This window comes from Vibrio sp. 1249-1 (assembly GCF_033340495.1).
Genome location: NZ_JAWOWJ010000004.1, coordinates 327,053 through 339,308, shown reverse-complemented (window position 1 = coordinate 339,308; position 12,256 = coordinate 327,053). Strand labels below are relative to the sequence as shown.

Genomic DNA, 12,256 nt, shown 5'->3' with positions numbered 1-12,256 from the left:
ACAAAAGGATGTGTTTTCTGCCAGAAAGTACACAGCACGGTCTATATATATTGGAAGCACCTATAAATTAACGAGTATAAAAGTTACGCGAACTCAGATGTTTAGGTAGTGTTACTCTTTATACACACGTAATCCTTTATCCGTTAATTCTTGAGTGACCACTTCGGATAGGTTTCGATCGGTAATAATTCCGTCCAATTGCTCGATGTCTAATGCATGAAAGCTCGCTATCTGACCGTATTTAGTTGAGTCTGAGATCAGATAATTGGTTTGTGCCGCCTTGATGATTGCTTTTTTAACGAGAACTTTATTTTCATTAGGTGTTGATAAGCCTTTCAAGCTCCAAGATGAAGTCGAAATAAAGGCGATATCAATATTTAGCCCATTCAAGAACTCTGCGACTTTTCCTCCAATGGTGGATTGGTTCTCGCGGTCAATTTTTCCCCCAGTGTGGTAAAGCTCACATTCACTGTGCGTCATAAGGAAAGCAGCAATAGAGAAGTCATTGGTGATCACTAAAAGATCATTACGATTTGCTATTTGATGGGCGATTTCTAGAGAGGTTGTTCCCGCATCCAAGTAAATCGTAGCGTCTTGACCAATTAACGTAGCCGCCAGCTTACCAATTTGAATTTTTTCATCCGCTTGTTGCTCGACCTTCGCATCATGGGAAAGTTCGGAATGTAGAGCTTGAGCGAGTTGCACTCCACCAGAAACAGAAACGACTTTACCTGAGGATTCAAGCTTCACGATATCACGACGAATGGTCATATGTGATACGCCAAGGTGGTCGGTTAAATCTGAAATGCTTAACACTTCTTGATGTGATAACAGGGATAATATGGTTCTTTGACGTTCTGCTGGGATCATAGTTTCACTTCTATATTCTTGTTTTTCAGTATCCTACCAATCTTTTCATTTGTTGTGAATATCTGTGAATTATGTTCTCAACGTTGTAAGAACAGCCTTCGCTTGTGTTAACTGCTCGGAATATCTCTGCCCATAAAGAGGTATATATCACGACATTGTTAATTTGTGTGAAAAAATGTGATTAAAAGCGAGGTCTTAGTATTAATCTTCACATATAATCACATCAACCAAACAAGAGTTAACAAAGTTTAATAGACCAGAAGGCATTGTTTTTATGAGTGAAGTTCAATCTGTAGGTGTTATCGGTTTAGGCTCTATGGGAATGGGCGCCGCAAAGTCATGTGTGCGTACAGGCCTAGATGTCTATGGTTTCGATTTAAATTCTCAAGCGCTTGAAGAGTTAGGTTCATTCGGTGCAAAAGCTGTTTCTACAAATGCAGTTGAGTTTGCAGATAAGCTTGATTCGGTTCTAGTTCTTGTTGTGAACGCAGCTCAAGTTAACACGGTCTTGTTCAAAACCGGTCTTGCTAAAGTGCTTAAGCCGAATACGCCAGTAATGGTTTCAGCAACCATCTCAGCAGAAGACGCAAAACAAATTGAAGCGAAATTGGCAGAACACAACCTTGTGATGCTTGATGCACCGGTATCTGGTGGTGCTGCAAAAGCAGAATCAGGTGAGATGACTATTATGGCGTCGGGAGCGCAAAGCACATTTGATGCACTTGAACCAGTACTCAACGCAACGGCAGCTAAGGTCTACAACATCGGTGAAGCGATTGGCCTAGGCGCAACTGTGAAGATTATCCACCAATTGCTAGCAGGTGTTCATATCGCAGCTGGTGCTGAAGCAATGGCATTAGCGGCACGTGCAAACATTCCTCTTGACCTGATGTACGACGTGGTGACGAATGCAGCGGGTAACTCTTGGATGTTTGAGAACCGCATGAAGCATGTAGTTGATGGTGACTACTCCCCTAAATCTATGGTCGACATCTTTGTGAAAGATCTAAACCTCGTATCGGACACAGCAAAAGATCTCAAATTTCCACTTCCTCTATCAAGCACAGCACTAAACATGTTTTTGAGTGCAAGCAATGCTGGTTTTGGCCAGGAAGACGACAGTGCCGTTATCAAGATTTTTGATGGTATTGAGCTTCCAGGTGTAGAAAACAAACAGAAGTAAGCGCACGTAAAACGGAGAAAAAATGATGTTATTAGGCGTTATCGCAGACGACTTTACTGGCGCAACAGACATCGCAGGTTTTCTTGTAGAAAACGGCATGCGCACAGTTCAGCTTAACGATATTCCAAAAGAAGAGATTGATGTAAATGCAGATGCGGTCGTGATCAGTCTTAAATCTCGCTCTTGTCCTGTAGATGAGGCAATCGAGGATTCAGTAGCTGCGCTTAAGTGGCTGCAAGCAAATGGCTGTCAGCAGTTTTACTTCAAGTACTGCTCAACGTTTGACAGCACAGCAGAAGGTAACATTGGTCCTGTAACGGATGCACTGCTTGCAGAGCTAGGTGAAGCGTTCACCATTGTATGCCCATCATTACCAGTGAATGGTCGCACAGTTTACAACGGCCATCTATTTGTATTCCAAGACTTGCTAAGCGACTCAGGTATGCGTAATCACCCTGTGACACCAATGACTGATTCAAGCCTAGTTCGTATGATGGATGCTCAATCTCAAGGCAAATCTGGCCTGGTAAACTTCCAAATAATTGAACAAGGTCCAAAAGCGGTAATTGAGCGCTTTGAAGAGCTAAAAGTACAAGGTAACCGCTATGCAGTGGTTGATGCATTCAATGCAGAGCATCTTGTCACACTTGGCCAAGCGGCGAAGTCTCTAAAACTGGTAACTGGTGGTTCTGGTTTGGCTGCGGGTATTGCTAAGAACTGGATAGAGAACCTTGAAGATCAAAGTGATGCGAAGCAAGAGGGGAACCCTAAAAAGGCACCAACCGTTGTGTTATCTGGATCTTGTTCTGTCATGACCAACCAACAGGTCGCTGTTTACAAAGAAAAAGCGCCACACTTTGCTATTGATGTGAAGGCGTGTCTGACGGAAGAAGATTACTTAAATCAAGTGTTTGATTGGGTCATGACCAACATCGAAAGCGAGTTCGCACCACTGGTTTACGCAACCGCAGATGCAGCGGCGTTAAAAGCGATTCAACAAGAGTTTGGCGCGCATGCTTCAAGTCACGCGGTTGAACAATTCTTTAGCCAACTTGCAATCAAACTTCAGCAGCACGGTGTGAAAAATTTCATCGTTGCGGGTGGGGAAACCTCAGGGGTTGTAACCCAAAGCCTAGCCGTAAAAGGTTTTCATATCGGTCCTCAAATCGCACCAGGTGTACCTTGGGTGAAGTCACTTGAAGGCGAGCTTTCTTTGGCTCTGAAATCGGGCAACTTCGGCGATGAACACTTCTTTGCCAAAGCACAGTCGTTTTTTGAATAGGTGAGGTTGTGATGAATAAAGAATTGATGACAGAACAACAACTGCGAGAGCAAATGGTCACTATGGCGCGCTCTATGTTTGAACGTGGCTATGCGACTGGCGGCGCTGGCAACCTTTCTCTAAAACTGCCTAATGGACACTTTCTGGCAACGCCAACTGGTTCTTCGTTCGGCCGCTTGATTGCTGAAGAGCTTTCGGTTGTGGATATTGATGGCAACCATATCTCTGGTGAAAAGCCATCAAAAGAAGTGGCTTTTCATCTGGCGATTTATCGAAATAACTCAAAGTGTAATGCGATTGTGCATCTACATTCTACTTACTTGACGGCGCTTTCTTGTCTTGAAGGTTTAGATCGCGAGAATGCCATCAAAGCTTTCACACCTTACTTTGTAATGCGCATTGGCGAACTGCCAGTGATTCCGTACCTGCGCCCGGGCGACCCTCAGATTGCTGAAGAACTTGCGCAGCGGGCAAGTGACTACCGAGCTTTCCTCCTGGCGAACCATGGTCCAGTGATCACGGGTACGGACTTTGAAGATGCAGTGGATAACGCAGAAGAGCTAGAAGAGACAGCGAAGCTAGCGTTCATTCTTAAAGACAGCAACATCCGCTACTTAACGGATACTGAGATTCAAGACCTAAAAGGGAGAGGTAAGTAATGGCTAAATTCGCGGCAAATCTGACAATGTTATTCACAGAAGTTCCTTTTCTAGATCGTTTCGAAAAAGCACACCAAGCGGGCTTCAAAGCGGTGGAATACCTTTTCCCATACGCATTCGAAGCGCAAAAACTAGCAAGCAAGATACAGCAGTTTGGTTTTGAGCAAGCGTTATTCAACATGCCTCCAGGTGATTGGGATGCAGGTGAACGAGGTTTTGCAGCTATTCCGGGGCGTGAGGATGAATTTAAAACGAGCGTCGAGACTGCTCTGATGTACGCCAAGGCACTGAACTGTAAAAAGGTTCACGCTATGTCTGGCATTGTTGATTCTCGCTTCACTCGTGATCAGCATATTGAAACCTTTATCTCAAACATTCGTTATGCAGCGGATAAGTTTGCCGAACAAGGTGTTGAGCTGATGATTGAGCCACTCAACAATCGCGATGTACCGAACTACTTTGTTGCACATCAACGTGAAGCGGTGGAACTCATCAAACAAGTGGCTCGTCCAAACGTGAAATTGCAGCTCGATCTCTATCACGCACAAATTATGGACGGTGATCTGAGTACGTTGATTCGCGATGTGGCGCCATACACAGGCCATATTCAAATTGCTTCTGTGCCTGAAAGGCACGAACCATCGGAAGGCGAACTGAATTACCCACACCTATTCAATGTTTTGGATGACTCTGGTTACCAAGGCTGGATCGGTTGTGAATACAACCCAAGGCATAGCACGCAGCTGGGCCTTAGTTGGGTTAAACCATACCTATAACAATTTTAATTTCTATCCATAAATAACTTGAAACCAATTACAAAAACAAAGGGTCGTGACTATGAATATTATCATAACTGGAGGGGCGGGTTTTCTCGGAACCCTACTTGCCAAATCACTACTAAAAGAAAACAAAGCTGAAAGTATTACTATTGTCGACATTCAAAAGTCGCGCTTAGAGGGCATTGATGACCGAGTCGTTTCTTTAGTCATGGATATGACAAAGCGAGAAAATATAGACCAAGTTATTACTGCCGAAACGACACACATTTTTCATTTAGCGGCAATTGTATCGAGCCATGCTGAGCAAGATTTTGATTTAGGCGTAGCTGTAAACCTGACGACCACACAGTTATTGCTTGAGCGTTGCCGTAAAGTAAACCCTAATATTCGTTTTACGTTTGCTTCATCTTTAGCTGTATTTGGTGGTGATCTTCCGGAAACGATTACACCAATAACAGCACTTCATCCTCAGTCATCCTACGGGACGCAAAAAGCTATAGGTGAGTTATTGGTGAACGACTATGCCCGTAAAGGCTTTGTTAAAGCTATATCCGTACGTTTACCGACTATTTGTATTCGCCCTGGGAAACCAAACCTTGCCGCTAGCTCTTTCGTAAGCGGAATTATTCGTGAGCCTTTGAATGCTCAAGAATCAAATTGTCCTGTAGACCCTACGCTAAAACTTTGGATATCGAGCCCGTCTAGAGTGGTGGACAATATTCAATATGCAGGGCTAATGCCTTATGAGCAGTTAAATAATCTGTCCTATAGAACGCTTAATTTACCTGGTATTCAAACTACACCAGCTGAGATGATTCAAACAATGGACACTCTAATGGGTAAACAACTTTCTAATTATATTACCTATGAGCATGATGCGGGTATTGATCGTATTGTGAGTAGTTGGCCACAAAAAATTGATTGTACTAAAGAACTGGAGCTTGGATTTAAATCAGACAGTAATTTCAAGGATGTATTACAACAATTTATTTCTGTTAACAATATGGAGATTGTCTAATGTTACCAACCTCAGTAATTGGACTAATAGTAGCCGTATCAGTCCTTGTTTTTCTTGTATTACGTACAAAAGTACATGTGTTAATTGCGATGTTAATTGCGGCATGTATCGCAGGTATTATTGGTGGGTTAAGTGTTGACGACACGATTGCGACCGTTAGCAAAGGATTTGGTGGAACATTAGGCGGTATAGGGATTGTCATCGGTCTCGGCGTTATGATGGGGGCTATTTTAGAGGCTTCTGGAGCAGGAGAAAGTATTGCCTATAATTTTATAAAGTGGTTAGGAAAAAAGAAAGAAGAGGCCGCTCTTGCTGTAACTGGCTATATTGTTAGCATCCCAATCTTTGTGGATAGCGCGCTTATCATTCTTTATCCAATTGCGAAGTCTTTGTCAAAAACGTCCAATCGCTCGATTTTAACGCTTACGGTTGCTCTGGCGGGCGGCTTGGTCGTAGCGCATCACGCTATTCCGCCGACTCCAGGGCCTTTGGGCGTTGCTGGTATCTTTGGTGTCGATCTTGCCAGCATGTTAGGTTTTGGTTTGATGATCGCAGCGCCTTGTGTCATGGGTATTGTTTGGTATGCAAGATGGTTAGAAAAGCAGTTTCCTGAATTCATTCCAACCGAACATTTCTCGAAGTCTAGTGAGCAACTGATTAATGATCACAAAGAGTACATTGCAAGTAAAGAAGCGAAAGACCTACCATCTTTAAGTAAATCTATCGCTCCAATTATTATCCCTATTTTACTTATACTTGCGAAATCAGTGATGGGTTTATTAGAGGGGACTTTCGGTTTCGAAGGGCTGACTGCAACAACATTTGGTCAATTTATCGCTTTTATCGGCAGCCCTACTATTGCACTATCAATAGCGACGTTATTAGCGGTTTACACATTGGGTAATAACCTTACCAAAGAAGAAGCGAATGAAAAGATGGAACAAGGAATCTCCACTTGTGGCATCATTTTGTTAGTAACAGGAGCTGGTGGCGCGTTAGGTGCCGTATTGCGTGAAACGGGTGCGGGCGCAGAGATTGCTAACCAAGTTGCAGGGCTTCCTATTTCTGCGGTTATGATTCCATTTATTATTGCGACGTTAGTTCGTATTATTCAGGGCTCTGGTACAGTCTCCATGATAACCGCTGCTTCTATATCTGCCCCAGTTTTAGTAAATATTCCTGACGTTAACCTTTTATTCGCAGCGACGGCAGCTACGATGGGATCTCTATTTGCTGGCTACTTTAATGACTCGCTATTCCATATTGTTAATCGATTAATGGGGGTGACTGAGGTTAAGAAACAACTCATTATTTGGACTATTCCAACAACAATTGCTTGGGCTATTGGTGGTTCATTAGTCATGATTCTTAACTTATTCTTCGGATCTCATGGTTCAATCTTTGATCCTGTGTTACCACTTGCTGTACTTTTGGGGTGTGTTGCATTTACAAAATCTTACAGCGCTAAGCACGTCGAATTACAAGAGGTATAAAGGTTTACTTGTACTCTTCCATAAAGTAAAAACCTATCACAATATGTATTTTTATCAGATAGTTTAGAGTTTTTTAATAATATGAACGGCCCTATGTTTGGGCCGTTTTAGTTCTTATAAATAAACTATTTAACTTGAACCGATATAGGTTCCATCTTCAACTTAATCAATATGAAATGGAATTTTTATTTCCCGCTTAGTAAGCGATTACCTATAAAGGATCTATTCGAGTTTAACCCTAGTGACTTTACTCTAGCGAAGTAGGGTTACTTTATATAAGAGTCCAGTACTTTTAATACGACTTCCATATCTTTTTCACGTTGAGTTTTGTCTTCCTCAAGTACAACGTGCTCAAGTAAGTGACCTTTAATTACTTCTCGCATCAAACCATTTACTGCTCCCCGAATAGCGGCAATCTGCTGCAACACATCTTGGCATTCATGCTCTTCTTCCAGCATTTTTTTAAGTCCATTCACCTGACCCTGTATTTTACTGACTCGAGTGTTGAGCTTCTTTTGATCTCTGGTTGTATGCGACATGTCTTATCTTCTTTAAGTTACGGGCCGAGTTATTCTAACTGATAATGTAGCACTCAATTTATACTGGGGGGTAGTATTTAATACTAGGGGGGAGTATAGTTTGCGATAAATTAGAATCAACAACAGAGAACAACAATGGATTTTGTCGCGTTACTACAACAAGGTAATGGGTGGTTCTTTATTCCCAGTGCCATTTTGCTTGGCGCTTTGCATGGTTTAGAACCTGGGCACTCTAAAACGATGATGGCGGCGTTCATTGTCGCTGTGAAAGGAACGGTCAAACAAGCCGTGATGCTGGGTTTAGCTGCCACACTTTCTCACACTGCAATTGTATGGTTAATCGCTGTTGGCGGGATGTATATTAGCCAGAAATTCACCGCTGAAGCGGCTGAACCATGGATGCAACTTATCTCTGGGGTCATTATCGTGACAACCGGCGTATGGATGTTTTGACGGACATGGAGCGATGAGCGAGCTTGGAACAAAGTTCAGGATCATGCTCGCGATTGGACGACGCAAGTTGTGGATACAGGACATGGGCATGTTTCGCTTTCGATTACAGAGGAAGGGGAGCATCACCGTTTCCAGTTGCGAACACTCAGCGGTAAACCTTTAACTGCTGAAGGTATCAAGGTTTCGGTATCGAGTGATGGTTATCAACCTGCTGATATTTATCACTTTATAGAGCGTGATGGATACTTGGAATCGGCGTCTTGCATTAAAGTCTCTAATGGACTTTCTGTCACTTTGATCATCGGGCACCATGATCATACCCATGACTTTGATGTACATTTCCGTCCTGGTTCTCATTTAGAAAGCGAAGATAAGGAATATCAAGATGCTCACGAACGCGCTCACGCTTTAGACATTCAAAAACGCTTTGAGAATCGAGACGTGACGAATGGGCAAATTCTGCTGTTTGGATTAACGGGCGGTTTGATTCCATGCCCTGCTGCGGTAACGGTTTTGCTTATCTGTTTGCAGCTTAAGGCAATGACTCTTGGTGCGACATTAGTTGTGTCATTCAGTATTGGCTTAGCCTTGACTCTGGTTGCTGTTGGCGTTGTGGCAGCAGTGGGCGTGCAAAAAGCGACATCTAAATGGAGCGGTTTGAATGATGTTGCACGTCGAGCTCCTTACTTATCGGGCGTCTTGATCAGTGCAGTTGGTTTGTACATGGGTATGCATGGATACATATCGCTGACAAGTTAAACTCTGTGGTAAAGATTCTTTTCCTTTCTTTTTGCATGGGTAATAGCTTCATGCCTTGGTTTGCCTATTTTGCTGCCGATTCTTGATTGAGAATCACTCGATCTGACATCGCTGCCATATCTACAAACCAAGTCATTCTCGCTTCACCAAGCATCTCGGATTACAACCGCTGCAATTGTGGCTCTAATATCTGAACCTGAGATACTAAATGATAAAACGGGAGCACTGACCACAGCGCTCCCGACGGCAAAACGCTAATTAGAACTCTTTTCTTTAATGTTCGATACCAATTTGGTCGCATAGTTAAATTTAACTATGCAAACGTTTCCTTTTGCGTACTCGTCCCTTCGCCAAACCTCGTAGAAATGTGACGTTTTGAAGACTTTTTTTCCTTCTGTCTAAAGTAATCGGGAACCAAGCAGATACATAGTTATAAAGTTATGTCTTGCTCTGCCAAACAGACCCAAAATGCAGTTTGGTTGGTTTTGGAGAAGAAAGGCTTAGCGCTCGATTAATGAGCATCAATTGAATTGTATTGAGACAATTATAATGAAAAGAATCATCTTATTAGCAGTCTGCGCCATGTTTGGTATTGCTGTCGTGGCGAGTATGGCATCAACGTACCTAATTTCGAGTCAGAAAATCGATGACATCATCTTAAACAAATCCCAAGTTCAAGCTGAGTTTCTAGCGGGAAATGCGAGTTATATTTTGGAGAACTCAGCCAATCCAATGCAAGATTTACAATCGCTTGTTGAGGGGCTGAAACAACGTTCAGACGTGAGTTATGCCGTTGTAATTGACCGTAACGTAACGGCAGTAGCCCACAGTGATAAGCACAAGCTGAACAAAACCTATAACGATGAATATACTGTTGAAGGCGCGACGAGAGGTGTTCAACAGTACTCAAAGTGGTATGCCGATGTCCAGAAAGTATGGGTGTTTGACATCATGGCACCAATTTATGTGGATGGTCAGTTATACGGTACTTTTGATATTGGTATTCCTATTACCGAAGTGAGCCAAGCGACGAATGGAATTATTACTTACCAGTTGATCTCTATGGTGGCGATCTTCGTTATGTGTGTTTTGATTCTGTCACTTCTGCTAAATAAACTGATGAGACCGCTTTCTGCGCTTAAAGACGCTCTACAAGACATCTCAAAAGGAGACGGAGACTTAACCGTTCGTTTGCCAGCGAAAGGTAATGACGAAGTCGCGCAAATTTCTTCTGCTTTCAACGTTTTTGTTGGGAAAGTACATGAGATTATTACACAAGTTGTAAATACTGGTGTGGAGCTTAATAGTTCAGCTGTCGCTTTGCGTGGGCAATCTCAGCAAGCGCTCACAAGAGGGCAAGAGCAGAACGAGCAAACCATGCTGGTTGTCACATCCATGAACGAAATGATTGCGACGGTCAATGAAATTGCCTCCAATGCTGCCGGAGCGGCAAATGCTGCGAGTGCAGCAAGTAATGAAGCGCAAGATGGCTACACGACGCTAGAAAGAACCAAAACGGCGATGACTAATCTTGAAAACGAGATGAACAGCACTTCCAACATTATCGTGAGTCTTGCTGAAAATACTCAGTCAATTGGTAGTATTCTAGAGGTGATTAGAGGTATTTCGGAGCAAACCAATCTATTGGCTCTCAATGCGGCTATCGAAGCGGCACGCGCTGGTGATGCCGGCCGAGGTTTTGCAGTAGTCGCTGATGAAGTTCGCAACCTAGCGACTAAAACGGCTCATTCTACCGATGAAATTGACAATATGATTCACCAGCTACAAACTGAAGCTCAAAGTGCGGTGAATTCAATGAGTAATAGTAAGACTCTTATTGAAGAAGGAACGGCAGAAACTGAGTTAGCTCGACAGGCTTTAGAAGCAATAGCTGCACAAGTGACGACTATTTCAGATATCAATACTCAAGTAGCAACCGCAACAGAACAGCAATCAACGGTAGCAAACGAAATTAATATGAACATGGATACCGTCAGCCACTCAGTGAAAAGTGCGCTAACAGCGAGTGAGCAACTAGAAGAATCAAGTCAACAACTCGCGGAGCTATCGCGAACACTCGATCGTCACGTAGGAGCGTTTAGAATCTAAACGCCAACTGACCCTCTTTAATAAAAGCCAGTAAATGTTAATTGCTGGCTTTTTTATTTGAAAAAATCGAGTCTCAAATCGCTTAGCGGTGTTTGTCCTTTCTAGACGATAAAACAGAATACGATAAATTAGTTGAGTAAAGCTTAGCTAGGCGTTAAGTTTTGCGTTTTGCTTTAAATGTTCAACAAACATAGATATTTTCTTAGCTACATGTTTTCTTGACGAGTAAAAGGCGTAAAGCACTAAATCCTCAGGTTCGTACTCTAGAGTGACGATTTCTAGCTCACCATTTTTGATCTCATTTTGGCATGACTCAATTGGCAATATTGCGTATCCAAGCCCTGATAACGCGCCATATCTGGCGAGATGACCGCTGTTTACTTTGAATGAAGATTGCACAGTTTGAGTAATATGGCCCCCAGCAGGGTTTCTGAATACCCATGGTGCACCATTTACTGCGGTAAGCGTCGTGATGCAGGGAACATGACTTAGATCCGTAATTTTGTAAGGGGGGGCGTATTTCTCAATTAGTTGAGGCGCGGCTAAAATGGCACTGGGCCAGCGTTTTATCTCTCTCGCCACCCAGTTACTGTCTGACAAAGTCCCTCTATGAAAACTCAAAATGACATCAAAGCTGTCAATAACATCATCTTTAGGGTTTAGCGTTGTATCGCAAGACAAAGAGATTGACGGGTATTGCGTGCAAAAGGTGACAACCGCTTTGGCCAGTACAGGTGTGTCTGGCATAAGAGTTCGCAGTTCCCCTGTTACCGTGTGCGAGTGGCGCGTTACAGTTTCTAGTGCGGCGTTGAGTTGCTCCAATAACGGACGAGTGCTGCTATAGAGCTCTTCTCCAGCCTCGGTGGGCGTCATTCGCCTTGTTGTTCTATTGAACAACCTAATGTTTAACTTTTCTTCAAGCAGGGCAATGTGTCGGCTGATATTTGATGTTGGTATATTCAAACACTCAGCGGCTCGCTTAAAGCTGTTGTTCTCATAAACACAGTGAAAACTTTTTAACCAGATTTGGTCAACGTTATCAAACATTTCATTATCCCACTTTATTGGATTATCAAGCCAGCATATCGCACTTTATCCCTGTACTAAGTTAC

At 43.0% G+C, this 12,256-nt stretch carries 10 protein-coding genes and 1 pseudogene; 8 read left to right on the top strand and 3 right to left on the bottom strand.

The genetic code is table 11. The annotated features are described in order from the left end of the window. Window positions 1-111 precede the first annotated feature (111 nt). The gene (locus tag R7Z50_RS10435) at window positions 112-870 is read right to left on the bottom strand and encodes a DeoR/GlpR family DNA-binding transcription regulator (RefSeq protein WP_005375354.1); all 759 of its coding nucleotides are present in this window, start codon (window positions 868-870) and stop codon (window positions 112-114) included. Between the two features lie 274 nt (window positions 871-1,144). On the opposite strand from R7Z50_RS10435, the gene ltnD reads away from it, so the two are divergent. The 6 genes from ltnD to R7Z50_RS10405 all read left to right on the top strand — a co-directional run bounded on the left by ltnD (window position 1,145) and on the right by R7Z50_RS10405 (window position 7,284). Beyond that, window positions 1,145-2,053 carry an L-threonate dehydrogenase gene (gene ltnD, locus R7Z50_RS10430; RefSeq protein ID WP_318149061.1) on the top strand — a complete coding sequence of 303 codons (909 nt, stop codon included), beginning with the start codon at window positions 1,145-1,147 and terminating at the stop codon, window positions 2,051-2,053. 25 nt (window positions 2,054-2,078) lie between these two features. Further along, entirely contained in the window at window positions 2,079-3,335 is a 1,257-nt protein-coding gene (otnK, locus tag R7Z50_RS10425) for a 3-oxo-tetronate kinase (protein ID WP_206970811.1), read from the top strand. Window positions 3,336-3,346: 11 nt separating this feature from the next. Next, complete coding sequence (locus R7Z50_RS10420) at window positions 3,347-3,994, top strand: aldolase (protein WP_005385078.1); 648 nt, start codon at window positions 3,347-3,349, stop codon at window positions 3,992-3,994. After that, window positions 3,994-4,770, top strand: a complete 777-nt coding sequence (gene otnI / locus R7Z50_RS10415) for a 2-oxo-tetronate isomerase (protein WP_017635261.1) — start codon at window positions 3,994-3,996, stop codon at window positions 4,768-4,770. Before R7Z50_RS10420 ends, otnI begins: the two co-directional genes overlap by 1 nt. 61 nt (window positions 4,771-4,831) lie before the next feature. Continuing rightward, entirely contained in the window at window positions 4,832-5,791 is a 960-nt protein-coding gene (denD, locus tag R7Z50_RS10410) for a D-erythronate dehydrogenase (RefSeq protein ID WP_258481723.1), read from the top strand. After that, the gene (locus R7Z50_RS10405) at window positions 5,791-7,284 is read left to right on the top strand and encodes a GntP family permease (protein ID WP_005375369.1); all 1,494 of its coding nucleotides are present in this window, start codon (window positions 5,791-5,793) and stop codon (window positions 7,282-7,284) included. The genes denD and R7Z50_RS10405 overlap by 1 nt, the downstream gene beginning before the upstream one ends. A gap of 266 nt (window positions 7,285-7,550) precedes the next feature. Here R7Z50_RS10405 and rcnR read toward each other — a convergent pair whose 3' ends face one another. Beyond that, complete coding sequence (gene rcnR / locus R7Z50_RS10400) at window positions 7,551-7,823, bottom strand: Ni(II)/Co(II)-binding transcriptional repressor RcnR (protein ID WP_005375370.1); 273 nt, start codon at window positions 7,821-7,823, stop codon at window positions 7,551-7,553. 135 nt (window positions 7,824-7,958) lie between these two features. On the opposite strand from rcnR, the pseudogene R7Z50_RS10395 reads away from it, so the two are divergent. Next, a pseudogene (locus R7Z50_RS10395) lies at window positions 7,959-9,035 on the top strand (nickel/cobalt efflux protein RcnA). Window positions 9,036-9,584: 549 nt separating this feature from the next. Then, window positions 9,585-11,144 carry a methyl-accepting chemotaxis protein gene (locus R7Z50_RS10390; RefSeq protein ID WP_017635256.1) on the top strand — a complete coding sequence of 520 codons (1,560 nt, stop codon included), beginning with the start codon at window positions 9,585-9,587 and terminating at the stop codon, window positions 11,142-11,144. Between the two features lie 147 nt (window positions 11,145-11,291). Here R7Z50_RS10390 and R7Z50_RS10385 read toward each other — a convergent pair whose 3' ends face one another. After that, window positions 11,292-12,191: a LysR family transcriptional regulator gene (locus R7Z50_RS10385; RefSeq protein ID WP_064376759.1), complete on the bottom strand. Its 900-nt coding sequence runs from the start codon at window positions 12,189-12,191 to the stop codon at window positions 11,292-11,294. Window positions 12,192-12,256 lie beyond the last annotated feature (65 nt).